This is a genomic window from Marisediminitalea lipolytica (assembly GCF_001758465.1).
In the GTDB taxonomy this organism is placed as follows: domain Bacteria; phylum Pseudomonadota; class Gammaproteobacteria; order Enterobacterales; family Alteromonadaceae; genus Alteromonas; species Alteromonas lipolytica.
Genome location: NZ_MJIC01000004.1, coordinates 1 through 26,859, shown reverse-complemented (window position 1 = coordinate 26,859; position 26,859 = coordinate 1). Strand labels below are relative to the sequence as shown.

The window sequence follows — 26,859 nt, the reverse complement described above, 5'->3', positions numbered from 1 at the left end:
CGTTTAAAGCCAACATAACACCTTGGAACCGACTCCGAAAAGCTTAACCAACTGGCTCGCCTCTGGTAGTGAAACATCGTCATTGCACCGCCGCTTACTCGTTATCAGCGGCAGTGAATCTTTTTGCCGCGGGCAACTCACTCACCTGCTAAAGCAACAGCACCCTAAAGAGGTCCAAATCCTTGGTCAGGCTTTATTGCCAGAAGCGCCAGCGATTGCTCTCAGCGCTTTCAGGCAGCGCCTTGGTACCGAATGCAAGCTCGCCGTTTATGACGCATATGAAGCACTAAGACCCAACGCCGTTTTAGCCTTAGCCGGTACGGTTACCCGCGGCGGCACCATGGTACTTTGCTGTCCTGACTTCGACAGCTGGCCAGCTTACCAGGAGCAAAACGCCGGGCATTACCTAAGTTATGGGGAGACACTGCGTTTTAGTGAGATAAGGGCAAGCCTGATACCGCAGTTTTATTCTGCTGCCGGGGTCGCCATTATCCGGGAGGGGCATGAGGCCATTTTACCCACACCGCTAAAAGCAGTTAAACAAGATGCATCCCCATGGCCATTTAAAAGCGCGGAACAACAAAGCCTGTTCGAGGCTCTGACATTGCCATCGGCGACACCCAGCGCATTACTCACTGCTGATCGCGGCCGCGGAAAATCAACATTACTTGGAATGCTGGCAGGCTATTACCTTGCCACGCAGCGCAAATCGGTTCTGGTTACCAGTCGCTATGCTGATTCAGTTACTCAGGTGTTTAAAGGGCTAAAGCTGTTGTGTCCTCAGGCAGAACAAAGTGACAAATATTTTTATGAATTTGGCAGTCTGCATTGTCAGTGGGTTCCGCTGGATCATCCGGCATTAAAACAATGTCAGGATCAGTTACTGATCATTGACGAAGCCGCAGGCATCCCTATTCCGTTATTAACTGCGCTTTGCGCACAAGCCTCGCAGGTATTAATGACCACTACCATGCGTGGCTATGAAGGTTCGGGACGGGGGTTTATCACCCGCTTTCTTCCCTGGCTAACGGACAACCGGCCGGATATATGTCATTACCGCCTGACCACGCCGGTGCGATGGTATCCTGAGGACCCCCTTGAGACCTTTTGGTATAAGGCCTTTTGTTTAACACAGCAGGATGATGTTATCGAGGAGGCTCAGACAACCTCGTGCGTAAACCAGCATGAGATTAACATCACGCTGGCAGACAAAAGCCAGCCAGGCAATCCACTCAATCAACAATTGCTGCCTCTGCTGATGCAAGCCCATTATCAAACCAGTGCAGATGAGCTTATCCGGCTTTACGATTCCCCCCAGAATGAAACCCTGCTGGCCTGGGCAGGAGAAAAGTTGATAGGCGTTGTTAACTTTCAGTCAGAAGGAACCAAGGCTTTAGCACCTTTATCCGCAGCCATTGCCTGTGGCACCAGGCGCGTAAACGGCCACCTGTCTGCGCAGGGACTGGCTTTATTAACCGCCGCGCCCGATCTCGCCACTCTCACCTACTGGCGTATAAACCGTATTGCCGTGTTACCCGCCTATCGGCGTCAGCATATTGCCTCTAAACTTATTCAATCGCTTCTGGCGCGGGCAAATGATGCAAACGTCGATGCGCTGACAACGTCTTTTGGCGTTACCGGCGACTTACAACGTTTTTGGCTGCAGGCGGGATTCATCCCGGCAAAGCCTGGCTTAAAACAGGATGCCTCAAGTGGTGAATACAGCTTATTAATGTTACGGCCCCTAACAGCGAAATGTCAGTCCTATCAGCCACTGATCAGTCAGCGCTACAGACAGGAACTCCAACTTCATCCCACGCCTGCCCTTTTTACCGAGCCACAGACGAGCCTGGATGATTCTGCTCTAGCCGAATGCTGCACCCTTATGCTGCGGCAGATCATTGATGGTAAGCGCAGTGTTCAGCATGCCCGTGGTCCGATTCAGTGGTACCAACAACAACTCAGCCAGAGTAGCCTGGTGCCCGCTAACGACCTTAGCTTACTGGGCGATTTTATTTCCCACATTAACGATATTAGTACTTTTGCAAAGCGCTACAGGTTGACCGGTAAAAAGGCGGCAGAACTAGAAATTAAAGCCTGTCTCGAAAGATTAATTGGTGTGAATTAAAGACGCCGGATTAGGGCAAAGAAGCGGAGAACAAGTGAAAAAAAGCGCCTTAAAAGGCGCTTTTTCGATTAGATATTGATACCGCGGTTTTTGGCTTTCTGTTTGATGTAAGGTTCCCAGGCATTCGCGTTACGGCGTAATGACTTGTCCTTCTTAGCTTCCTTAATATGCTCGTAAGCTTGTTTAAACTTACCCGCATAGAAGTTAGCTTCCATCAGACTGAAGTGCACTTTAGCAGGGTCTTCAACACCACGTTCCAGTGCATTATTCAGGGCTGTGATAGCACCTTTATAATCTTCTGCAACCAGTAACAGAACACCTTGCTTACGATAGAATTCCGGATCGGAAGACATCTCGGCGGCTTGCTGATAAAACTTAGCAGCTGACTCATATTCCATTGCCTGGTGGTAGCTGTTAGCTACAGCGGCAAGGTTGTCAGCGGTTTTCTCAATTTTGCCATTGGCAATATTCTTAGACAGCACTTCTGCTGCCTTGAAAGGCATATTGTTTGTGGCATAAAGCTGAGACAGCATTTTTAACAGGTTTGGTTTGTCTAAGAAGCCCTGGTTATACGCTACTTCTAATGTTGAAAGCGACTTTTTGTAGTCTTCAATCATCAGATAGAACTGACCTAACTGTACCCACCATTTCGCCTCTTCAGGGAAGGTGTTTACGATGTCCTCAGCAACCGCAACGGTTTCTTTGTACATCTTACGCTCATAGTATGCTGACAACTTCAGCACGTATGAGTTTTTGTTAGGCTTTTCGTACAACGCAATAGACTTATCAGCCGGCGCGATTACCGATGCGTAATCCTTCAGTTCGTAATACGCATTCGCCATGCGCAGATACACTTCCGGATCTTCTTTACAGGTAAAATCTAACCATTCCTGATAATACTTGATCGCTTGTTTATATTCTTTTTCCTGTAAGCTCAGGTCCGCAACCAGCTTAAGCGTTTGTGAATGCTCAAGATCGTTTAACACCTTTGGCGTTACAGAGGACACTAATAACTTAAGGGCTTTTTGTCCCATATCGTCTTTAGTGGCCAGAATATTACCTAAAAAGCGATTTACGTAAGCTGTGTCAAAGTCTTCTTTGGCATCAATTTCCGATAAAATCGTGATGGCATCATCAATTAAATCTTCGTTGTATGCTTCAAAGGCCTTTTGAACTTTCTTACCAACGCGTTCACCAACCAGGTTGGTTGTACCTTTTTCATAGCCTGGACAAACCACCGGGGCCGAACTTTGCGCTGCCGCCGGCAGCGCTAAAGCTGAACCCAGCGTCAGAGCGGCTACTACCAAAGACTTTTTAAACAGAGTGGATTTCAACATGATTATTGCTCCAGTTTAAAGTCTAGTTGTACAAACATGTTTGGCTGTTTCACAGGCTTGCCGTCAACGATCTTAGGCTTGTATTTCCACTTCGCCAAAGCTCGACGGGCTTCACGGTCAAAGATACGTTTTGGGTCGGCATCGATAACATCGATATCACCAACTGAACCATCTTCGTTGATAGTAAACTGGAGTTTAACCCAACCCTCTTTACCATCACGTGCTGCCTGCGGCGGATATTTTGGATCGATACGAACGATAGGCGTTGCGTCACCATCACTCTGCATCGCGCCAACACCACCAATGTTTACGCCAACACCACCGGTGTCCACACTTGGGATATCCAGACTAAAGCCATCGGCATCCGGCTCAGCTTCTTCCGGCTCAACAGGCTCCATTTTTGGCGGCTGTTGTGGCGGCGGAGGCGGCGGAGGCGGAACACGAGTACGCGTTTGCGTATCTTCTTCCGGCGGCTGCATCACGATATCAATCACCGGCGCATCAGGGATTTCATCCATTGGACGCGCTGAGTTTTCTATCAGCTTTGCCATTACTACGAACAAGCCAAAGGCTACGGCTGCACCGATAAGAATAGAAGCGATAAATCTAATCATTGGTTAGTTCCTCGCTGCTACTGCTACACGGTCAATGCCGGCGGCTTTAACCTGGTCCATGACTTCAACCACAACACCGTGTTTGGCTTTAATATCAGCCTGAATAAACACATAGTCAGTTGGTTGCTCCGTAAGTAATCGCTCTAAGTTAGCCCTGACGCTGTCTACAGACACCTCGCGTTTATCTAACCACACATTACCATCTTCGGTGATCGCAATGAAAATGTTAGCATTTTTGTGTAAGAACGCTCGGCTCGCATCGGGCTTGTTTACTTCAATACCGGCTTCCTTAACGAAAACCGTTGTCACGATAAAGAAGATCAGCATGATAAATACGATGTCCAGCATGGGCGTCATATCAATCGCTGCATCTTCCTCTTCGGTTCTGACTTTTCGAGCCATAATCTCTCTCTCTAATGATACGGCAAGCTATCAACTAGCTTTTCCCGCGCAATCTTAACCTTCGCTTCGAGACGAGTACTGATAAACAGCCCAGACAACGCCGCGACCATACCCGCCATTGTCGGGATAGTAGCCATCGAGATACCACCCGCCATAAGACGTGCGTTACTCGTGCCTTGCGTTGCCATTGTCTCAAACACGCTGATCATCCCGGTTACAGTACCTAGCAGACCGATTAACGGACACATAGCTACCAACGTACGAATGATAAGCATTCTGGCATTCAGTTGATCTGAAGCCTCGGAGATCCACGCTTCACGGATTCTATGCGCATACCATGACTTAGTATCTGCACGGGCATTCCAATCCTGAATAATTTGTTTCTTCATTTTTGGAAATACTGATGTCAAATACCAGTAGCGCTCAATCATTAATACCCACATGAGAAAGAGCGCGGCAGCAACGGCGTATAACACGTCACCGCCGGTAGCGATAAAGTCCCTGACCGATTCCCATAATCCAATCAGGTAAACCATATTATGCTTTCTCCGACTCTGCGTGAGCAGCGATGATGCCTGCAGTCTGCTCGTCCAGGATGTGAACGATCTGCTTGCTCTTAGAGGCAACAATGCTGTGCGTCAGGATTAATGGCAGAGCTGCAATGATACCTTGCGCGGTAGTTACAAGTGCCATAGAGATACTTCCCGCCATCATACGTGGGTCACCAGTACCGAACAGTGTGATAGTTTGGAAAGTTGCGATCATACCCAGTACTGTACCTAACAGACCCAGTAACGGTGCGATTGCAGCGAAGATTTTGATTACGTTGATACCAGAATCAATGCTTGGCAGTTCTTTCAGAATTGCTTCATCCAGTTTCAGCTCCAGGCTTTCTGCATCAACACCCTTGTTTTCGCTGTACACTTTCAGGATACGACCCAGAGGGTTGCTTTCTGAAGGTGATGCTGGGTTTTTAAGCTGTGAACGGATTTTGCCGCCAACTAAAGTCAGGGTGATCAGCTTGTAAAGACCAATTAGCAGGCCGATAGCCAGCATACCAGTGATTACATAACCAACTACGCCACCCGCGTGATAACGCTCAGCCATAGTCGCTTTTTGCTTTAACAGACCCAGGATTTGACCACGTGAAGGGTCAGCATAGAATGGTACGAAACCAGAAGTAGCTGCACGAGCGCCTTCTGCTGCAGATACCAGGTAACCATCAGGCTGACGACCCAGCGGCTGAACGATGTCGTTCTCGTCGTCGTAAGTCAGGTAACCTTCGTCACCAACCAGGTTAAAGGTACCAACACGCAGAATTTCTTGTGAAGTTGTACCACCTTCCAGGCTGATTACGTCAGTAGTAAATTTAACTACTGAACCCTGTTCAGTCATTTCAGTTTGCAGAGAGATCCACAGTTCTTCCAGTTCGTCGATGTTAGGAAGACCTTTAGATTCTTCAGACATACGAGCCAGGAAGTCGTCACGGCCAGGATACTGAGCACTAACGATTGAAGTAGCAATACGACCATAAGCTTCAGAAGAGGCCTGACGTACCACACCGAACATCTCACCTAACGTACCGGTTGCTTGTTCCAGTTCAGCGGCTTTTTCGTTCAGGGTTACTTCGTTGTCAGAGAATTGCTTCTGTAAACGATCACCACGGTCTTGCTCGGCTTTCAGTTGAGACTGAGCTTTACGCAGCAGCGCTTGCTTGTCTGCACGAGCTGATTGGAACTCAGCTTCACGCTGAGCGTTGATTTTTGCTTCAGATGAACGGTTAGCTTTTACAGAGTTCAGCAGGTCTTGCAGAGATGCTGGCTCTTGTGCTACCGCAGTTGAAGACATAACCGCTACCGTCGCAGCGGCGAGTAGAGATTTAAATACTGGTTTCATTAACGCTTACTCCGCTGCTTTAATTGGAAGTTTAATCAGGTCAGCCGGAACTAGACCATTAGCCATTTTAACGGCTTCATTAACAGAACCCAGGTATTCATCACCCAGTGCTTCCCAAGAACGAGTGTCGTTGTTCCAAACCCATGCGTGTTTTTGGTCCAGTGACAGAGCCAGCATTGCAGTACGGCCAAGGTTGAAGAAATCAACTGTTACTTCAGTACCGTTGTCATCCAGAGTACCCTGGTAAGACGCGATGCGCGTGCCGTATTCGGTTTCAATCAGGTAAGCATCCAGCACCTGACGGAACTGTTCGGAAACGGTTACATTCGAGTTAGACATCAGGTCACGCAGTTTCTCGATACGCTCTTTACGCTCTTCCAGGCGAATTGGAACGTCCAGCTCGATGAATTTCTCCAGGCTGTCGATCATGCGGAACATCAGAGGAACGATACCTTGCTTGGTATCTTCGATGCTGTCGATTTGTTTCTGTAAAGAATCGATACCACGCTGCTGGTCAGCAACCAGGCTCGCCAGGTAATCGTTGTAGATTTTCAGGTTTTCTGTTTCATCTACAACACCACGGTATTCTACTAACAGTTCTTGTGACTGTTCGAAAAGTGCGTTGATCTTTTCTTGAGATTTCGCTGCAGCCGCGTGAATCTTTGCTTCTTCGTTATGAAGATCGCTCAGAGTCGTTGCAGAGACGACTGCGCTACCAGTCAGTGCGAATGCACCCATCATAGTAGAAGCAATAAGAGTTCTCTTGCTCATTTTGGACATAGTTCCCAACCAATTTCTTATTTGAATCCTTGCGACTTGTAATAAAAATACTGCTTCGCAAGGGGCGTATAAAATTTATCTATATTTTAGGAAGGTAGTATTTGCCAGAGTGACACCAATACTACGAACGTCTTATAGTCACACGAGATCAATAAAGGAGTCAAGTAACAAGCTCCTGCACCTGAGGAATCCCCTTTTGTTTGGTCAGTGATTATACAAATCAGCTGTTCGCGGTATGTTATAAAACTTCTCAAAGTGTAAATAAATTACAAAATATACACAACATCTCGTGAACAGTTATTCGATTTAATCAGTAAAGTCCGACCAGCCTGTGGAGGCTCTTTGCATGCGGTATTTCTGATGGAATCTATGTAAGCAACCAAATTAAATCGAAACTGATAAACTCACTTCGGTGGTTGAAATAACTTGCCCCAGTATTCTACAGCTGAGTAAACATTTTGTTCAGTTTGTTATTTCACAACAAAGTCAGCGGCCACAGTTAGCCTGTTGTTTCCGCCTTTTAATGGAAGAGTGCCGTGCCAGAAACAGGAAGGGAAAACCAATAAGACACCAGTACGAGGCCTGTACTTTACGCTTTGAGGAACGAATGATGTTAAAAATGGCGGTACGCCAAATTGTATTGCGCCATTATCCTCTGATATACATTCAGGAAGCGAAATATAACAAACTGAGCTCACTAAACCCATTGGGTGTATATGATTCGAATGGTTTCCTTCTTCCTTAGTATTAATTGACCAGGAACCACTACAGTAGGTTTGACCTTGCCGGTAAAATCCTTCGTGGAGTACCTTTTTTTTAGTCATCTCAGTTAATGTTTGGCTCACACAACGATGAAACTCAGAGCTTAAATGCGTTATCAATGGGTCTTTTACTGCAAATAAGTTTGCCTGGGTTTGTGTTCCCCCCTGAATTGTCAGGTTGAGTGGGCTATTTTTTGAGACGGAGTGCATCTGATTCAGTCGCGTAGAGAGCGCTTTAAGATAGTCCTCAGTACTGTCATAATTTTCAGGAGCCTTTATCTGATAATCAAAAATATAATCTTCATATCTTAGTATCTGGGGAGCGGGCACCACCGAATTTTTTGACAATAAAAAATACAACGAAAAAGCCCACTGGTTGAATTTGTCCAATGACAGCACTCGATTTAAAAACGCCTGAGCTAACACGTATTCTTTAGTGGAAATCAAGTGCTGAGACAGTTGGCATAACTCGTCGTTAGTGAGTAATTCAGGTTCAATAGCTTTAATGGTTTGCAGTGCTTTTTGTTCGCTTCCGTTAAGCCTTTCCGCCTCAGCTCTGAAATACAGCAATGAGCGGCTCTTAAATTGTACTTTATACCCTTCCAGTACATTTAAGACCTTGTCATAAGCATTCAACCTCAGTAAAAACTGCAGATAGTCTTTAAAGGTGTAAATATTGAATCGATTTTTTGTATCCAGAAGCTCATAGCTGGTCAGCATACTGTCAGCCAAACCCTGCTGATATAATAGTTCGGCAATATTAAAATGACTAAATCTGTATTGGTCATTTAACGCAATTGCTGCCTCATAATACTGACAGGCAGTACGAAGTTCGCCCAAGTCAGAATAACAATTACCAAGTTGATGGAAAATTGCATGGTGACTGCCAAATTGGTCTTTAACAGAAAGTAACCTTGTCACCGCCTTTTGGCTATCCCCTTTTAGCCTTTGCGCTACGGCTATGGTCATTTCAATATCGGCGGAGCCAGTAGATTCAACAGAACTCAATACCTGCAAGGCCTCATCTATTTTTTCCTGCGTTAAAAATATATTCGCTAATGCATTTTTAGCTTGGTCACCAATCACCAATTCTGCACTTAAAAAGTCTGAGAGAACACTGAGTTCTGATTCATGAAGGTGGTTTAAAAGAGATTTATGCAGGAATATTACTGCCTGAGAATAGAAACGATCTTTATACGATAATGCCTTAGAGATATTGCTAAAGGCCTTAGGAATTTCATCAATGAAAAAATACGCTTTAGCTAGGTTTACATAAATTTCGCCGTCTTCCATTCCTAGCATGCAGGCTTGTTGCAGATCATCGATCGCCTGTTTATATTCTTGCAAGGCAAAACAGCACGTAGCTCTTAAACGCAAGAGTATGGGTTGATGGCGCCCGCCTTTATTTCGCTTCAGCAATGAAGTAGCGGCTTGCTTACCCTCGGGGTACTGCTTTTGATTAATTAAAGTAAGTATGGTTTGCAGAGGATTCATTAAGGTTTACTTGCCGAAATAAGAAGTCCAATTACACTGGCATTGTTATCATTTATAACGTCTTCGACCTGGAAATTTTCCATTTTGTTCAGTGCGAATAACTGTTTTAATAGTTGGATTTTATCGGTATCAAGCGCAATATTCACAATATCCCGGGCTCTTGATTCTAGTTCATCACACTGAGCCACTGCGCTTTCGCACCACTCTAACACATCCTTTTCATTGTAACTTTTGAGCTGCAATATCATTTTTTTGAGTGACGCGTGAATATGCGCAGCAAACGTTTGTGGGTATTCCGAGGCAAATCTGGCAAGTAAGGGTTCAACCTTCCTGAATTGCCCCACATACTTCTCTATCATGGGCACATCATTGCTATACATGGCTGCTATACAGTGCATTGCTAACGATAAGAACTCAGTGGTTCTTATCAACTCAATTCCTTCCAGTTGTTGTCGTTGTTGAAGCGGAATTGAACTATTTTGCCCATGACATAAGCAGTGTACTGAGCCACCTGAGGAGAGCATAGCAAGCGCAACTTTGAAAGCTGCGATACCACCATATTCAATACCGAACTGACTCACAACATGATCAGCGCGCTCTACTTCAGGATTGTGTACTGTAATATCCTGCTCAATCGTGGTGACTTCCGGCAAGTCTTTAGACAAGGCGTTTAACGCAGCAGTTGAGCCATCGACTGCAACTAAATTTGAAAAATTTTTAGCCCCTATTGAGCGGTATATAGAACCAGCTCCGCTGGCTATATCGATTATTCTTGCCTGGCTACTAAACTGTGCAAAAACAGAGTGCCACAGCTTTCTTAAGGCATTGTTATTATCATCGCCTCCACAAACGAAGACCTCATGAAAATCAGATTCCGTTGCCCAGAACTCATTCCATTTTTGCTTTTTATTCATTCTGTATCAACTCACTTATTTTTCGAGCACTTCACCAACAAGAAAGCCTCCCGAAGGAGGCTTTTTTATCTTATTACATAATGATTCTTAGTACGATACGCGGAAGTTCACGTAATAAGTACGGCCGAATACATCATAGGTAGCCGGGTAGGTGTTTGACTGTTCGTCGTTACCACCGATGATTGGTGGTGTTTTATCAAACATGTTGTCGACACCTGCAGTTACGCGGAAGTTCTCTGTTAAGAAGTAAGTTCCGGCAACATCGAAGTAGTTGAATCCATCGATTTTTTCAACAGTGTAATCCTGTGAATCATCGTCATCACTTACTTCGCCTACATAACGCCATAATAATTGCAGAGTATAATCGTCAGCAGAGTAAGTCATTGTAGTTCTGTGCTTGTACTCAGGCACTGGCTCACCGCAGTTTGCACCAAAGTTTCCGGCACACTCAATCAGGTCCGGAGAACCGTCAAATGGCAGGAAGTCGCTTTCTGTGGTGTATGTACCTAAGTAACGAACAGATAAATCACCGCCCATTACTTCAGTTTCGTAGGAAGCAATTAAGTCGTAACCTTTAAGAGTGATAGACGCAACGTTTTGAGTACCCGCTTCTACATAGTCGATAGTACCGTCAGAACGACGATTAATCGCATTACAGAAAGCACCACCTAAACCAGAACCGGCTTTAGATGAGTCATAACACGTATCAAGAATATTGTTAGCACCACCACCGAAAGAAGATACCGCATCATCAATTTCAATGTCGAAGTAATCAAGACTTAAAGATATCTCGTCTGTTGCATCGAACACGAAACCAACAGTTAAGGTTTCTGCTTCTTCTTCAACCAGGTTAGGGTTACCACCACTAAGCGCACGAACCTGACCGGATGCAGGGTTGATTGCCGCAGTGTGAACTACGTCAGCAGGAACACCAGTCTGAACACACAGATCAGCCACTTCTGCCGTTTTAAATGCTTCCGGAGCGTTACCCGCACAAGGATCGGTTGCACCCGGGAAGTTTTCACCCTGAGGGCTGAACAGTTCAGAGATGTTTGGCGCTCTTACTGCCGTGTTGAAACCAGCTCGTAGACGGAAACTATCAATCGGCGCCCAGCTACCAGCAATTTTATATGCACTTACTGAACCTGCAGTAGTGTAATCTTCTGTACGGTAAGCAAGTTCTAAATCTAACAGTTCAGCAAAAGGCGCGCCTACCAAGATTGGTAAATAAGCTTCAACCGCGTAACTGCTAACGTTAAAACCACCTGCAACCGCAGGAGAACCGTTAAATCCGGCAATTGTACTGGCTGCTAAGTCCTGAGATGGCAAGAATTCGAAGTCATCTTCACGGTGTTCATAGGTAAATGATAACCCGATTGGACCACCAGGAAGTTCGAAGAAACCTTCTGTGTCACCCGTGATGTTAGCACCGAATAAGCGCTGCTCGAAGGTTGAAGTTGCAGAAACCGCAGTACGTAAAAATGCAGCAGAGCTCTCAGAAATATTGCCTTCACCGAAAATGTTCAGTGGCGTACAACCCACGGTAGAACCATTGTTTGAAGTGTCAGCACATGAAGGATTACCGTTTGCGTCAAGAATGACCTGACCATTTTCGTCAGTGGCCAGTAATAAGGCCTGATCGAAACGACCACGGTTAACGTTACCTAACTGAGCATTAGCATTACGAACACGGCCAGTTTGATAATAAACATCGTAGCTCCAGCTTGAATCGCCGAAGAAGCCTCGTACTCCACCCATAACCTGGAATGACGTAAAAGTATCTTCAGAACGACGAGGACCCACCTCTTCAAGACGGCGTCTTAACAGTGCACGTCCTTCATCGTCAATACCATCACCATCAGTATCAACGCCTAAACCAATCGCACCAGAAATGATTTGTTGCGCCTCTGGTGAAATGAATGGGTTACCATCCAGTGTAAACGTACTGGTCTGGAAAATCGGAGTCGGAGCTAACTGAGAAGGAACGTTACTGTCGGTAAACATCGCACTACCGTAAACTTCCATATTATCAGTAACTTCATAGTGACCTAATGCAGAAAACTGGTGGCGTTCCTGAGGTAACTGAATGTAGTTAACCGGCGCGTAGTTATAATAATCGTTAACCTGACCTGAGGTTACGAATGGGCGAACGCTGCCGTCTTGTCCAAAAATGATGCCTGAGCTATCAGAAAAATCTGAAAAACCACCAGCAAAAATAGCAGTTTGAGGAACACCAGAAGAACCACCAGGCTCTAAACCACCGGCACCATCATCAAATAATGCGGTGTTTGCGAAGCTACGGTCGCCTTGGAAAAGGTCTTCACGACTAGTGTAGGCCATGTTGAATACAACGTTACCTTTACCATCATCGAAGTTACCACCGATGGTCAGGTCAGCATTCCAGATGCCTGCATCGCCTTCCTCAGTTGATTCATAACCTACCGAAGCATCAACGCCTTCAAAGTCGTCTTTAAGGATAAAGTTGATTACCCCGGAAATCGCATCAGAACCGTATACCGCTGAAGCACCACCGGTCAGAACTTCAACGTTCTCAATCATAGCGGTAGGAATGGCGTTGATATCAACCACACCAGATGCGGTTGTTGGCGTTACACGCTTACCATTAACAAGCACCAACGTTCTGTTCGCACCTAAACCCCGAAGGTCGGCGGTTGCAGTACCATTACCTGGGTTGTTAGAGGTTCTGTCCAGGCCTGGAACAACCTGAGGCATTGTGTTTAGAAGTGACTCGGTGTTTACCGTTGCAGTCATTTCGAATTCTTGCTCACCCACAGTAGCAATTGGCGCATTTGAAGCAAATTCGATTTTGCGAATTCTTGAACCAGTTACTTGAATTTTTTCAACCGAAGCTTCGTCGACTTCTGATGATTCCTGTGCCAAGACTGTGTTAGGTGCAATCAGTGCTGCCGACGCAGCACTAAGGGCAAAAGCCAGCTTTACTGACTTAGCCAGTTTAGTGTTTGTAAACATTAATTGTCTCCCTGGACCACTATTTACTTTTTATGGTTGTCGCTCAAACACGACTTTTTATCAGCATGGCGCCTTTACGGCACAACGCCATTTTAATACCGACGGTACGCCAGTTTGCACTGACAATACGCATTACGACACAGCAGATAATAACCAGAGAGCGACCAGAGGGTCAACTAGCTTGCAAACTTGTATTCTAAAAAGTTCCCCTAAAAAGGTAATAAAAAATTCCTATCGTAAACATATCCTTACGCAGTGTTAAAAAATATTCACATAATTCCGGACAAAAAATAACGGCAAAATAAAACAACTGTTTACCAAACACCCTGACTGACTAATTTCATCGCGTCTGGCCATCGAATTAAAAAAAGTTAAAAGCCCCTGAAAATCAGGGGCTTGATATTTTTAAAATCTTACATTTGCACTTAATTGTACATAACGAGGCGTCTGGAAAGCCTGCGCCAGACCATAACGCGGGCTAGCCTGACCTTGCGAACTTTCAGCCACTTCGTTAACACGTGTGACATTATCAGCATCTAACAAGTTAAATACATCAATTTTGAATCGCGTTTCCAATCCGGCAATTTCGGTGCTGTATGCAAGGTTTACGTCAATACGAGAAACCCATGGCGTACGCCCTTGAGAACCACGGGTTACCTGATCATAGTCATAAATGATTGAACCATCATCGTTGAATTCACCACTTGGCGTAGACAGGTAATAGGTATAACCGTAATCCACTTCACCATCAGGGCCTGGGTGAGCAACACCAAAGGCATTTACCGGACGACCAGATTGCAGTGAGTAGTTAATACCTAATGTGAAGTTTTCGCTGATCGCGTAAGAACCAAAGACTTTCAGCATATGGCGGCGGTCATTCGGCAGGTTACCGTAAGCACCATCCATCAGTTCAGGGAAGTCAAAATCGGTTGTCAAACCAGCATCATCCTGACCGTTATCAGATTTAACCAAACCTTCTGAGTTACCATAACTATGCGACCAGGTATAGGTTGCATCCAGACTCCACACACCATCCCATGCTTTCGCTACGTTTAAGTCAACCGCATAGTAAGTACGCTCGGCTTCCGGATACACCAGCTCCTCTGCAGTAAAGGTAGCCCAGCCATCAACGCTGCCGTCACAGTCTGTGTCGGTATAGACTTCCATGCTTTCGCCAGGATTACCCAATACATATTGGTTCGGGTGGTAGTCATCGCTACAACCAAAGCGTTCTGCGATGGCGTGGTCGATAATCATATCGTCGATCGCTCCATTTAACTGACGCTGTGTACCCTTGATACCCCAGCTCCAGTCGTCAGTCAGCATGCCCTGATAACCGATGATGATTTCATCCTGATACATCGCATCCAGATTGCTTGAAACAATCGAACGGGTGTCCGGCACTTCACCGGTAGACGTTACGCGGGTTGCACCAATTTGGTCGCCCAGACCCGGCGCATAGTAGGTACCGCCATTGTAAGAGAACTCTTCCCAGCCAGTGAACACATAGTAGTTACGCTGGTCAGCTTCGTTACCAGCAAGACGTACGTTGGTGTTGTTAGCCACAGGCAGGAAATAACGGCCCGCGCTGGCGAATACTTTATGCTCGCCTACACCACCAATATCCCAGGCAAAACCAATACGAGGCGCCCACATGTTATCAATTTTAGCGAAGGTTTCACCCGACGCGTTTTTATTGTCGAATTGCTCATTACGCAGACCTAACGTCAGTGTAATTTCGTCAGTAACGGTCCAGGTATCTTCAATGTAGAAAGCCGAAGCTTCTGTTTCAAAATTACCACCCACAGTACGGGTACGCCCCATGGCATAATCAGTATCAGCGTCCAGTACTACGTTGTTAACGGTTTCACCGTCAAAGCCACCGTAAATCAGCCAGTATGTACCGCGAGGGCCGGCATAAAACTCATTGCCGTAAGATGTATTCGTTTCGTTATCCATACCAAAACGAAGTAAATGGTTATCACTTACCGCCCAGTCGAAGTCAAGACGCATGGCTTCACGCTTATCTTCCCCTTCTTCCAGATAATAATTACTGGTTGTCGCACAGCCATTACTTACAACGCCGGTCCCCGGAATATCAGTTGCAAACCCATAGTAATAACGATAATCAAGCGCTAACTCACAATCTGCTGAAGAATCTGTTTCTGTAGTCAGATCATACTTGTTTTCACCATACATGGCAGAGACAGTTAAATCGTCCGTCAGATAACCAATGTACTTCACTGACCAGTTAGTACCACCACTGTAAGAGGTTGAAGAACCAATTCGATATCTTTCGCCATCTTCAGTTACGTTAGAGATTTCTGTTACGTCTTCTGAATCATCAGAGAAGGTCAGTAATTCAAGGCGATGATTATCGGTGATGTTCCAGTCAAGCTTAACCCCCCAGAAAGCATTATCATCTTTGCTTTCATTCAGGTTTCCGTCTGATAATCTACGGTCGCTTCGTGATTCCACATCACGCGGGTTATACAACGCATAGAAGAACAAGGTATCTTCGATTAACGCTCCTGAAGCCCAGATATTGTAGTTAACTTCACTGCTTCTATCGTTGTCACGATAAGTGAAGTAAGAGCCGTCTGCCTCAAACACTGAAGGCGCTTGTTCGCGAAGATCAGAAGGCACTACGTAAGCACTGGCGCCGGCATGGAAATCATTGGTACCTGATTTAACTACGGCGTTGATCACACCACCGGTCGAACGACCGAATTCTGCAGAATAACCACCGGTTTTAACCTGGAACTGGTCATAAAATTCGTACGGAGGATTACTGAAACCCAGACCGTTACGGAAGTTGGTAACGTTTAGACCGTTAATATAAACCTGGTTTTCTGCTACCGACGAACCACCGAAAGATACCCCACCGAAGCGGTTATCACCCTGAGTAGTCCCTGGCGCCAACAGTGCAACCGAGTTTACGCTTCGCGGTACCGGTAAGCGATCCAGTTCAACAGCGCTGATGTTAAGCGCGGATTCAGTTGAGGTAAAATCGATGCTCGCAATAGCTGAGCCGGTAACAGAGATAGTTTCAACATTGTCCGGGTAAAGGGTTAAATTAACGTTGGTGTTCTGACCAATTTTTACTGTGACTTCGCCCAGTGACACGGTGTCATAACCGTCTTTTTCGGCAACCACTTCATACACACCAACTGGCAGCAGGCCTACGCGCAGATTACCGTCGCTGTCGGTGGTAACGGCGCGGCGAAAACCGGTATTGCTATTACGGATGACGATTGCAACGTTGGCCAGTGGTGACTGAGAACTATCACTCACACTCACTACAATACCACCGTCATTGTTCCCGGCATAAGCGTTTGCGCCCATACCAAGTGATGCAGCCACTGCAAGGGCAGCTATGCTTTTCTTCATTTTGAACATTTTTATCTCCCTGGACCAACCAGCTAACCAAAGCGGTTGGAAGATCTGCCGTTTTTATAGCGGCTTATGACATTTGTTTGGGAAAAATCCCATGTCCATACTAAGCAGCAAATTATTCGGCAGACAATTTTGAGGAAAACAAAGCGGTTGATTTCAGTGCAAAAAACGTAAAAAAAGTATAATTTGTACAATTTAAGTTCCACAGAATTACAAATTAAATACATTTAACTTCACTAAAATTAAAAGGTGCTACAGAACGCTTAAGCAGGGAAACAGGTTCCCGCCATTTACCCTTATATAAGTGCCATTTATCTCAATCGGTGAAATATTTCATTTACATGACAGTATTTACAGCAAAGTAGAATGATTTATCACCACAGAAAAGTAGCATCTGGCTGAGGTTCGGCCCGAATTGGTTTAACTATAGCCGCGGATAACGCTAAAGCGTCCCGTTTGTACGTATTCGACAACCTCATGTCATCGTATTATGACCACATAATTCAGCTTTTTGTCATAAAGCTGCTCGACAACTGAGCCAGAATAGCTATAACTGAATACTGAAATGAGGTTAAAAATAGGAACTTGCAGTGAAATTAGATGACGATATCCATAATTATTACGAACATCTTGTGCTGGAACACATTAGCCAGCTCGGTCTTGACCAGACGAAGTCTGCTGATTACCTTGCCGACCTTTGCTGCCTGGCATTAAATCAGGTACCACCACGTTACATTCGCTACGAAGTGGATATGGCATTTTACCTGCCGCAAAGTGAGCGTCAGCAAATGGAAATGAACGTAGAGTATGCTATTGAAAAAGCGATTAAGTTTTTAGACCAACCTAAATCGCGACAAGACGAAGCGTAAAATATTGGGTGGCAGGCTTCCAGCCACATCCCGGCACATGAGTCGTCTGCTGCGGCTGCTCCCTTCCAGGCCTGACCGGGTTCACAGAGTATCATTGCGGGAGGACCAAAAGCCCACCATTGAAACTTGCGCGCCGTGTCTTTGGTACAAGTCACGAGCGCGGCGCATTATGACGATTTGTTTACTAAAGTTCAACCCTACTTTGCAAATCGTTCTTCAGCAATACGATTTGCCACCAGATTAGTGGCGGTATTTTCAGCTTCTGCACGCTCATAAATTTCACACAGCGTATCACCAATTTTCGCTATGTGTTCACGCATGGCGGTATCTGATGAGTCATTTTGCTTCTGGTGATAAATATCAATAATACCGCCGACATTAATCACATAATCAGGCGCATACACAATGCCTTTTTGGTGCAGTACACTACCGAGCTCTTCCCGCGCCAGCTGATTGTTGGCAGCGCCAGCGATAATTTTCGCGCGTATATCAGGCAAAGATTCGTCATTAATTGACGAGCCCATGGCACAAGGCGCGATAACATCCACCGCTAAGGTCAGAATTTCTTCCGGCGCTACGACAGTTGCGCCAAGTTCTTCCTGGGCTCGGGCCAGACCTTCAGGGAAAATATCCGCCACATAAAGTTCCGCACCTTCGGCGTGTAACTGTTTAGCTAAGCGAAAACCTACGTGCCCCATACCCTGGATCGCCACTTTTACGCCTTTCAGATCACTGCCCAACACATGCTTTACCGTTTGCTTTAAGCCAACAAATACACCGTAGGCAGTGGAAGGCGCCGGGTTACCGGTTGGCGCTTCGCCCAGGGCGTTGTATTGTGCGAAAGTCCCTGCCACATGGCTCGTTTGTGTCGCCACGGCTTTAAGATCGTCAACGGTAATGCCGGAATCTTCTGCGGTAATGTACTTACCACTTAAACTCTCAACAAAGCGTCCCATGGCCTGCATAAAAGCTTCATTTTTTTGCTTACGCGGATCGCCAATGATGACGGCTTTGCCGCCGCCCTGCTGCAGGTTGGCCATTGCTGCTTTGTAGGTCATGCCTTTTGACAACCGAAGAACATCTGTCAGTGCTTCACTGCTGTTGAGATATGGCCACATTCTGCACCCACCCAGCGAAGGTCCGAGGTTGGTGTTGTGAATAGCTATGATAGCTTTAAGACCAGTAACGGGATCAGAGTAAAACGCAACATGCTCGTGGGCATCGAATTCCGGATGTTCAAACACAGACATTAGCTTCACAGTTTCCTAGAGATGAAATGCGTATATTAACGCAGCTCGATGAGGACAAGCCTTGCGCTTTTTTACTGATTAACTTTACAGCCCGCAAACGGCTTTTTTTTACTGCACTGCTTTCTAGGATGGTTATCCTAGTATTATAATGGATGCACAATAACTATCATAATGTCCGGTTGCGAGACCGGCACAGGCACCGTCGATGAAACTGGATAAATTTGACCGCGAAATTCTGCGTGTTTTACAACAAAATGCCACCATCTCAATGGCCGATTTAAGCCAACAGGTAGGTCTGTCTCATACACCTTGCTGGCGCCGGGTCAAGCGCCTTGAATCAGAAGGAATCATCCTGCGCAAAGTCACCCTGTTAGATGGCAAAAAACTCAATTTGGGTGTGTCAGTATTTATTTATGTGTCGCTGAAAAATCACGACGGGGATTCGCTGACGGATTTTGAAAATGCCGTGCAATCTATCGACGAAATTGTAGAGTGCCACACCACCAGCGGTGAAAAAGACTACTTGCTAAAGGTGATCGTAGAAAGTATTGAAGAATACGAGTACATATTGAAAACCAAACTCACTCACCTGCCCTGCGTTGATCACCTCAGCTCAACCTTTGCTTTAAAGCAGGTAAAAAACACGACGTCCTTGCCAATAAAAAATCAGTGAAGCAGGCGCTTCACTGATATAATTTATTGCAATTTACGGCGCGTCCGGTTGATTTTCCGGCTGCGCTTTCTGAAAGGCTTCCAGCATCAGGCATTGATCGTTGATTTTACTTATCAGCGGAAACTGCGACATGTCTACGTCGAAGCGTTTGGCATTGTATACCTGTGGCACCAGACAAACATCGGCCAAAGAGATATCAAAATCAAAACAGTAGCGCCCGGCCTGGGTTTGCAAACGTCGCTCGATGGCGGCAAAGCCCTGGGCAATCCATTGTTTAGCCCAGTGATGGGTTTGTTCTGTGGAAACCGCAAAACTTTCCTGTAACCGGTTCAGCACACGCAGGTTGGCCAGCGGCTGAATGTCGCAGGCAATATCCTGCGCCAGCGCTCTTATCCGCGCCCTTTCTACTGCATGCGCTGGTAGCAACGGACAAGGCTCCCGGTACCGCTCATCCAGATACTCAATAATACTCATCGACTGATTAAGAATAATGTCTTCATCATCGTCAACAAAGGTCGGAACCAGGTGCGCTGGATTAAGTCGGTCGTACCCTTCCTGATGCTGCTGTCCTCCATCCTGAGCAAGGTGCACCGGAATATATTCGTACTCCAGCCCCTTTAAATTCATTGCAATGCGAACCCGGTAAGTCGCCGATGAACGCCAGTAGCCGTATAATTTTAAGCTCATTTGCACAACCTTATTGTCGTTATCATCAGTTTAAGCATAACTCATTTTTTAATTTTTACGCGCTGATCTATGGCGCCAAAAATACTGGCCCCGTCAGCATCCAGCATTTCGATACGCACCCGGTCGCCGTCGTGCATAAACGCGGTAGCAGGCTGACCATCCCGAATGGTCTCGATCATTCTGACCTCCGCGATGCAAGAATAACCAACGCCACCGTGAACAATGGCAGAACCATGCTCAGTACCTTGTTTATTAGAGACCGTGCCAGAGCCTATAATTGTTCCGGCCGAGAGATTACGGGTTCTGGCTGCATGGGCAATTAACTGAGCAAAATTAAACGTCATGTCCACTCCCGCTTCTGGTTTGCCAAACAACTCATTATTAAAGTGAGTAAATAAAGGCAGATGCACTTTGGCATCAGACCAGCTGCCACCCAATTCATCTGGCGTCACTGCCACGGGGGCAAAGCTGCTGGCCGGCTTGGATTGATAAAACCCGAACCCTTTTGCCAATTCCCCCGGAATAAGGCCTCGTAGTGACACATCATTCACCAGCATCACCAGCCTGATTTGCTCTGCGGCCTGAGTGGTAGTTGTGCCCATAGGTACGTCTGCGGTTACCACTGCAACTTCCGCCTCGAAATCGATGCCCAGGGTTTCATCCGGCGCTTCAATATCATCATAAGGGCCGATAAAGTCATCGCTGCCGCCCTGATACATCAGCGGATCGTGCCAGAAACTCTCAGGTACTTCTGCGCCGCGGGCGCGTCTTACCAATTCCACATGATTCACATAGGCACTGCCATCTGCCCAGTGATAAGCCCGGGGCAGCGGAGAGTGACACTTTAGCGGGTTAAATTTTTCGCCCATTAAATCCCCCGAGCACAACGCCTGATAACGTTGCTGAAGCGCGGGGGCCAGTTCATCCCAGTTATCCAGTAGTTCTTGCATAGTCCCGGCAACCGGCGCCGCCGGACAGGTCAGTTTCAGGTCCCGGCTTACCAACATCAGACGGCCATCCCGGGTGGTATTTTTATAGGTTGCTAGTTTCATAATGTTCTCCTGTTACCCACGCCAGCTGTACACGTATTGCGGATTTTCCACCGATTCAGCCGCCGCTGTTATATGCAGTGCATCACGAGTGTCGAGCATTACCGCCACTTCATCCGTAAAGGTTTTGGCGTGAGCCTGCCCTGCCGCAAAAGCCTTAGGATGAGGTCCGTGAGTAAAGCCTGCCGGATGAAAAGTCACCATGCCAGCGTCGATGTTGTCACGGCTGAAAAAGTCACCCGCGTGATAAAACAACACTTCATCGAAGTCATCATTACTGTGATAGAAAGGCACTTTTAGCGCGCCGGGATCGCTTTCGATCGGGCGCGGAACAAAAGTGCATACCACAAAACGCCTGGCCACAAAGGTGGTGTGAGCAGAGGGAGGCAGATGATAGCGATGACTCATTAGTGGCCGGATATCGCGCCAGTTTATTTTCATGACGGTAAGGTCGCCATGCCATCCCTGAGCATCAAGGGGGTTAAAGGGATACGTGATGCGGGATAATCGTTGATGCCGTTTTACGTCGACACACCAACTGTTTTCATCCTGTTGGGCCAAAAAAGTCTCATTAATATGCGGATGTTCGAGCATCGCCGGATCAAATACCGCGTGCTGACCAACCATGCCTTTCTCTGGCAACTGGTAACTGTCTTCGGTAGCCTCAATCATTAGCAGTTGCATTGGCGAGCGCGGAGATAAGCGCCACATGGTAGACCGCGGTATAACAATGTAATCGCCTTCGGTTACGGCAAAATGGCCATAGTCACAGAAGAAATCGCCATGTCCTTTATGAACGAAGAGTAAGTCGTCACCATCAGCATTGCGCACCAGTGCCGTCATTGCTTCATCACAATGCCAGAAGCGATACTGACAATGGGCATTATGCAAAATCACCGGTGCACAAAAAGGCGAGCGGGCAGACGCCAGCGGCGTCAGTTGATTTAAATCCATCGCGCGGGGACGAAGATCGCCTTCCCACTCCACCCAGGCGGTTGGCGGGTGTTTATGATGAAGGTGTGAAGCCGGACCAAAAAAGCCCTCCCGACCGACTTCACGTTCGTAAATAGCCAGTTCAGGCAGATCCGCATGAGCCTGGCGGGAGTGCAGGCCCTCCTTAAGCGGAAACCGCGCAGGATTACGCATTGCCACCCTCGGCGTTCAGCACACCACGACGAATTTGATCCTGCTCGATACTTTCAAACAGCGCTTTAAAATTACCTTCGCCAAAGCCTTCGTTACCTTTGCGTTGAATAATTTCAAAGAACACCGGCCCGATAACGGTATCGGTAAATATTTGTAGCAGAATGCCGTCTTTTTGTGGGGCACCGTCGATCAGAATGCGCAACTCACGTAACTGACTCAGCGATTCATTATGCCCTTCCACCCGCTCGTTCACCGCATCGTAATAGGTATCCGGCGTATCCATAAATGCCAGTCCCCGTTGCTTAAGATCCCTCACGGTCTGGTATATATCGTCTGTTGCCAGAGCAATGTGCTGAATACCTTCGCCATTATAGGCTTTAATAAACTCTTCAATCTGGGAATGGTCATCTACCGATTCATTAATAGGAATACGGATTTTACCGCACGGCGATGTCATGGCTTTGCTCACCAGCCCGGTTAATTTACCCTCGATATCGAAGTAACGAATTTCCCGGAAGTTACCGATGTTTTCGTAAAATTCGGCCCACACAGCCATGTTGCCGCGTTTTACGTTATGCGTGAGATGATCAACCAGTCTGAGCCCGGCATCGGCTTTTGCCATTCGTGCCTGCCAGTCTGAATAAAACCGGAAATCCACATCGTATATGCTTTGTTTCCCGTACAAATCGACAAAGTACAGCGTACTCTCGCCAATGCCATATATCGCCGGAATGTTGAGTTCCATAGGCCCCAAATTGCCGTGAAATTCCTTGCCGCCGTGTTGCTTTGCGTGCTCAATGGCCACTTTGGCGTCTTTCACCCGAAATGCCATGCCACAAACGCTCGGACCGCGTAGCCGGGCAAATTCCTCAGCCTGAGAAGCGGGTTCCGCGTTGACTATAAAGTTGATATCGCCCTGGCGGTACAACCAGACCCGTTTAGATTTATGCTCAGCCACTTCAGCAAAGCCCAATGAGCTGAATAAGTGTTTAAGCGCCCCGATACCCTCTTCATCTGCCGCTGTATATTCGACAAACTCAAAACCGTCGGTACCCAAAGGATTATAATTATTGCTATTCGCCATGTTCACCTTCTCCATTTAACAAATACGCAACATATATAATCAGAGAAAATGTGTTGCTCAAAGCAAGAGATAAAAGGCTGTGTTCAGGCTGGATTTACAGAATATGTAAATAAATTGTGACAATTTGAAATTGCATTAATTAACCGGGATAAAATGCAGGAAGGGCCGCCGCTGGCGGCCCTCATAAAGGCAGAACTTGCGTACTTATAACTTTACAGAAGCCTTATTAATGCCATATTCGCGCAGCTTATTGGCAATGGCGGTGTGACTTAATCCTAACTTTTTGGCAAGTTGACGGGTACTTGGGTAGGAGGGATAAAGTTTACGGAGCAGATCCCGCTCAAACTTTTTCACTTCTTCGTCCAGTGTCCCTTCAAAATTTTCGTCAACGTAGGTCATGCTCGGCGTACAGCTGGGTAACTGAATATCTTCTTTCGTTATCTCGTTACCATCAAGCAGTGACAGTGCTCTGAAAAGGGCATTTTGCAACTGTCTGACGTTACCTGGCCAGGGATAGTGCTGTAAAAAATCCACGCAGGACTTACTCAACTTGGCCGGGCGACGCCCCAGTTTGGCACTGTGTTGCATTATAAACGATTCGGACAAGGGCACGATGTCAGAGCGTCTTTCGCGCAAAGCAGGCACCACCAGACCAAGCACGTTAAGGCGATAGTAGAGCTCTTTACGAAACTTACCTTCGTCTACGAGTTGGCCAAGGTCCTGACAGGTTGTGCAAATAAACCGGACATCAACAGAAACCGGGTTTACGTCACCAACACGACGAAACTCTCCGTCCTCCAGTACCCGCAGCAGTTTTGCCTGCAAGTGCACAGACATGTCAGCAATTTCATCCAGCAACAGCGTGCCACCAGCGGCCTGTTCCAGCAAACCGGCTTTACCTTCTGTCTGGTTAAAGGTGCCGGCTGCGTAGCCAAACAGTTCGGTCTCGGCCACGTTATCGGGTAATGCGCCACAGTTAAGCGCAAGGAAGGCTTTGTCTGCACGACGACTACTTTGATGACAGGCTTTGGCCAGCATTTCCTTGCCGGTGCCCGTTTCGCCAAATATCAGAATGGGCGCATCCAGATCGGCAACCCGTTTGGCTTCATTAATGGTTTGCTGCATTATCGGCGACTGTGTTATCAGCTTATCAAAGCTATCAGTGCCATGCTGATGGAATACCGTAATTTGCTGACCCAGTCTGACTTCGGATTTTAACATCACCACAGCGCCGGCTAAAATCGCCGTCTCGGCAGCATCCGGCACCATAATTGGCAAAATGTCAGCCACAAAGTCCTGTTGGATAAACTTTACTTTAGTGCTTTTATGCCCGGGAGATTTGCCTTCCAGCCAGCGGCCAAAGTTAAAACCTTTCACATATTCACTGATTTCGGTGTTGAGCAAGTCGTCAATATCCATTTCCAGACCACTGGTTACCGCATCATTACACAGTAGCAGCTTGCCTTTGTTATCAATGGAAAAAACCGGATCAGGCAAAGTTTGAACAATGGCCGAGAGCTGATTGCGCTCTCGCTCACCAGGCATAAACAGCGTGGTTTTAACGTCTTCGATACCTTCGATTCGCCGAATCTTTGGCATCAAATGCTGGAAGTCCTCAAATTTAATGTTGGGAAAATTAAGAAATATTTTCCCCACCTCATCAATTTCGATACCGCGCAAATCGATATTATGGGTAACCAGAATATCCAGCACATCCTGGGTGATCCCCAGACGATCCTGACAGCTAATTTCTAAACGCATCGAACACTCAATAACTGTAAACTATATTTTACAAGATATCACAATATCATTACTTTTAAAGTCTAATACGCCAATGCAGCGCTAATTGTTCATTTCAACATCAATCAGTGCTGCATTAACTTTAGGGGACTTGGTAGACCGGGCTTAAGATGCCTGTTGTTTGGGGGTAAACAGTGGTTCGACCAAACCGAGTTGACGGGCCTCATCAACCAGCGGCATGACATCCATATTTGCCATGTCCATCAGTTGATCAAAACTGTCCAGCACATAATAAAGTGGCTGAAGAATATCTATTCGATAAGGGGTTCTTAGTGCATCCAGCACGTTTAACGGATGGCGGACAGCAGCCGCACTCTCCAGTGCATAGCGGGTTTCCCTGGGAGAACTTAAAATACCGCCACCAAGAATACGCAGCTCACCCCGTTGCTTTACCAGGCCAAATTCCACGGTAAACCAGTAAAGCCTGGCAAGAAACACGCGTTCTTCCTTACTGGCCTTAAGACCCAGCTTTCCATAGGTTTCGGTAAACGCCGCAAACGCAGGATTGGTCAGTAACGGACAATGTCCCATTACCTCATGAAAAATATCCGGCTCCTGTAAGTAGTGGAATTCTTCACGACTGCGGATAAACGTCGCCACCGGAAATCGCTTATTCGCCAGTAGCTCAAAAAATTCAGCAAAACTGATGAGCGCAGGAACAGCAGCTGTTTGCCAGCCAGTTGCGGACATAAGTACATCATCAATCGCTGGCAACTGAGGAATAGCATCGGCAGCTAACCCCAGCATGTCAACGCCGGTAAAGTACTCGTCACAGGCTCGGCCTGGTAACAATGCCATTTGCTGTTGGTAGAGTTCGCACCAGACCGCATTTTCTGCCTGAGTCCATTTTATTATTCCGTTTTTATCAGGATGTTTTGAATTATATTTTGATTGTTTGGACATAATCCGAATTTCTGTCAGCTACTACCCTATCAAGTGTAACGATTTAAACGGCAGACTAAACACTTGGGATGAGGATAACCGCCCTCACCATGTAACATTTTTTTTACAATTTTAGCTTCATCCCCCGATTTCCTGCGGACATAGATTCCCCCGGGCATGCCCGGGGTTCTTTCTGTTACAGCTCCATTCGGAGCTGATCTGAATCCTTCCGACCTTGATGCTCAACGTAGTTCCGTATTGTGTGCTCGTCTAAGCCTACGCTGCTTACAAAGTAACCCGGCGACCAAACAATATTTTCATTCCAATAGACCTTTCCTAGCCATTTGAATGTCTTTCTCATGTTTGACGCTGACTGGGCTTTGAGTTTACCCATCACTTCTGCTATCGAGTATTTCGGTGGAATGACCATCAACATGTGCATATGGTCATTATCAAAGCCCATTCGCTCTATCGTTACGCCGGGCATACTTCGAAGCAGCTTCGGCAACACTTTGCGCAAATACTCCACGACGAAAGGCTTCAGTATCCGACGCCTGTATTTGGTTACCCAGACGACGTGATATTGAAGTCTATATAGACCATGTGATGAGACTCGAACTTCCATCTTCGTAGCATACAGGCCTCGGACTCATTCATCCACGGGTAAACCCGTGGTGTTCTGTCGCTTCGCGACCGGTCACATAAA

21 protein-coding genes and 1 other RNA gene are annotated in these 26,859 nt (G+C 46.6%); 3 read left to right on the top strand and 19 right to left on the bottom strand.

Features of this window, described 5'->3' with window-relative positions:
- Positions 1 to 22: 22 nt before the first annotated feature.
- Positions 23 to 2,128, top strand: a complete 2,106-nt coding sequence (locus BFC17_RS01795) for a GNAT family N-acetyltransferase (protein WP_070174760.1) — start codon at positions 23 to 25, stop codon at positions 2,126 to 2,128.
- A gap of 68 nt (positions 2,129 to 2,196) precedes the next feature.
- Here BFC17_RS01795 and BFC17_RS01790 read toward each other — a convergent pair whose 3' ends face one another.
- From BFC17_RS01790 to BFC17_RS01745, 10 genes are all read right to left on the bottom strand, one after another.
- A complete protein-coding gene (locus BFC17_RS01790; RefSeq protein WP_070174759.1) occupies positions 2,197 to 3,465 on the bottom strand; it encodes a tetratricopeptide repeat protein in 1,269 nt (422 codons plus the stop codon).
- Between the two features lie 2 nt (positions 3,466 to 3,467).
- Positions 3,468 to 4,079 (bottom strand): energy transducer TonB, encoded by a 612-nt coding sequence (locus BFC17_RS01785; protein WP_070174758.1) that lies wholly within the window; start codon positions 4,077 to 4,079, stop codon positions 3,468 to 3,470.
- Between the two features lie 3 nt (positions 4,080 to 4,082).
- Positions 4,083 to 4,481: an ExbD/TolR family protein gene (locus BFC17_RS01780; protein WP_070174757.1), complete on the bottom strand. Its 399-nt coding sequence runs from the start codon at positions 4,479 to 4,481 to the stop codon at positions 4,083 to 4,085.
- 11 nt (positions 4,482 to 4,492) lie between these two features.
- Positions 4,493 to 5,017, bottom strand: coding sequence for a MotA/TolQ/ExbB proton channel family protein (locus BFC17_RS01775; RefSeq protein ID WP_070174756.1), 525 nt, complete (start codon positions 5,015 to 5,017; stop codon positions 4,493 to 4,495).
- A 1-nt stretch (position 5,018) separates the two neighbouring features.
- On the bottom strand, positions 5,019 to 6,377 hold the full coding sequence (locus BFC17_RS01770; RefSeq protein ID WP_070174755.1) for a MotA/TolQ/ExbB proton channel family protein: 1,359 nt from the start codon (positions 6,375 to 6,377) through the stop codon (positions 5,019 to 5,021).
- A gap of 6 nt (positions 6,378 to 6,383) precedes the next feature.
- Positions 6,384 to 7,148 (bottom strand): DUF3450 domain-containing protein, encoded by a 765-nt coding sequence (locus BFC17_RS01765; protein WP_070174936.1) that lies wholly within the window; start codon positions 7,146 to 7,148, stop codon positions 6,384 to 6,386.
- A gap of 479 nt (positions 7,149 to 7,627) precedes the next feature.
- The gene (locus BFC17_RS01760) at positions 7,628 to 9,412 is read right to left on the bottom strand and encodes a 2OG-Fe(II) oxygenase family protein (RefSeq protein ID WP_070174754.1); all 1,785 of its coding nucleotides are present in this window, start codon (positions 9,410 to 9,412) and stop codon (positions 7,628 to 7,630) included.
- A complete protein-coding gene (locus BFC17_RS01755) occupies positions 9,412 to 10,326 on the bottom strand; it encodes a class I SAM-dependent methyltransferase (protein ID WP_070174753.1) in 915 nt (304 codons plus the stop codon). Before BFC17_RS01755 ends, BFC17_RS01760 begins: the two co-directional genes overlap by 1 nt.
- A gap of 87 nt (positions 10,327 to 10,413) precedes the next feature.
- Positions 10,414 to 13,317, bottom strand: coding sequence for a TonB-dependent receptor domain-containing protein (locus BFC17_RS01750; RefSeq protein WP_070174752.1), 2,904 nt, complete (start codon positions 13,315 to 13,317; stop codon positions 10,414 to 10,416).
- Between the two features lie 405 nt (positions 13,318 to 13,722).
- Positions 13,723 to 16,716 carry a TonB-dependent receptor gene (locus BFC17_RS01745; RefSeq protein ID WP_070174751.1) on the bottom strand — a complete coding sequence of 998 codons (2,994 nt, stop codon included), beginning with the start codon at positions 16,714 to 16,716 and terminating at the stop codon, positions 13,723 to 13,725.
- Positions 16,717 to 17,303: 587 nt separating this feature from the next.
- Here BFC17_RS01745 and BFC17_RS01740 point away from each other — a divergent pair.
- The gene (locus BFC17_RS01740; RefSeq protein ID WP_070174750.1) at positions 17,304 to 17,582 is read left to right on the top strand and encodes a late competence development ComFB family protein; all 279 of its coding nucleotides are present in this window, start codon (positions 17,304 to 17,306) and stop codon (positions 17,580 to 17,582) included.
- A 14-nt stretch (positions 17,583 to 17,596) separates the two neighbouring features.
- On the opposite strand, the gene ffs is transcribed toward BFC17_RS01740, so the two are convergent.
- Together ffs and BFC17_RS01730 are read right to left on the bottom strand one after the other, a co-directional pair.
- Positions 17,597 to 17,693: signal recognition particle sRNA small type (gene ffs / locus BFC17_RS01735), an RNA gene on the bottom strand.
- Positions 17,694 to 17,779: 86 nt separating this feature from the next.
- Complete coding sequence (locus BFC17_RS01730) at positions 17,780 to 18,832, bottom strand: Glu/Leu/Phe/Val dehydrogenase dimerization domain-containing protein (RefSeq protein WP_070174749.1); 1,053 nt, start codon at positions 18,830 to 18,832, stop codon at positions 17,780 to 17,782.
- A gap of 205 nt (positions 18,833 to 19,037) precedes the next feature.
- On the opposite strand from BFC17_RS01730, the gene BFC17_RS01725 reads away from it, so the two are divergent.
- Entirely contained in the window at positions 19,038 to 19,505 is a 468-nt protein-coding gene (locus tag BFC17_RS01725) for an Lrp/AsnC family transcriptional regulator (RefSeq protein ID WP_070174748.1), read from the top strand.
- A 33-nt stretch (positions 19,506 to 19,538) separates the two neighbouring features.
- Here BFC17_RS01725 and maiA read toward each other — a convergent pair whose 3' ends face one another.
- The 7 genes from maiA to tnpA all read right to left on the bottom strand — a co-directional run bounded on the left by maiA (position 19,539) and on the right by tnpA (position 26,778).
- Positions 19,539 to 20,192, bottom strand: a complete 654-nt coding sequence (gene maiA, locus BFC17_RS01720) for a maleylacetoacetate isomerase (RefSeq protein WP_070174747.1) — start codon at positions 20,190 to 20,192, stop codon at positions 19,539 to 19,541.
- Positions 20,193 to 20,233: 41 nt separating this feature from the next.
- Complete coding sequence (locus BFC17_RS01715) at positions 20,234 to 21,244, bottom strand: fumarylacetoacetate hydrolase family protein (protein ID WP_070174746.1); 1,011 nt, start codon at positions 21,242 to 21,244, stop codon at positions 20,234 to 20,236.
- A 12-nt stretch (positions 21,245 to 21,256) separates the two neighbouring features.
- The gene (locus tag BFC17_RS01710; protein ID WP_070174745.1) at positions 21,257 to 22,387 is read right to left on the bottom strand and encodes a homogentisate 1,2-dioxygenase; all 1,131 of its coding nucleotides are present in this window, start codon (positions 22,385 to 22,387) and stop codon (positions 21,257 to 21,259) included.
- A complete protein-coding gene (gene hppD / locus BFC17_RS01705; protein ID WP_070174744.1) occupies positions 22,380 to 23,471 on the bottom strand; it encodes a 4-hydroxyphenylpyruvate dioxygenase in 1,092 nt (363 codons plus the stop codon). Before hppD ends, BFC17_RS01710 begins: the two co-directional genes overlap by 8 nt.
- Before the next feature lie 204 nt (positions 23,472 to 23,675).
- Positions 23,676 to 25,232, bottom strand: a complete 1,557-nt coding sequence (tyrR, locus tag BFC17_RS01700; RefSeq protein WP_070174743.1) for a transcriptional regulator TyrR — start codon at positions 25,230 to 25,232, stop codon at positions 23,676 to 23,678.
- Between the two features lie 144 nt (positions 25,233 to 25,376).
- Entirely contained in the window at positions 25,377 to 26,174 is a 798-nt protein-coding gene (gene phhA, locus BFC17_RS01695; protein ID WP_070174742.1) for a phenylalanine 4-monooxygenase, read from the bottom strand.
- A gap of 175 nt (positions 26,175 to 26,349) precedes the next feature.
- Positions 26,350 to 26,778, bottom strand: coding sequence for an IS200/IS605 family transposase (gene tnpA / locus BFC17_RS01690; protein WP_070174559.1), 429 nt, complete (start codon positions 26,776 to 26,778; stop codon positions 26,350 to 26,352).
- Positions 26,779 to 26,859: the final 81 nt, after the last annotated feature.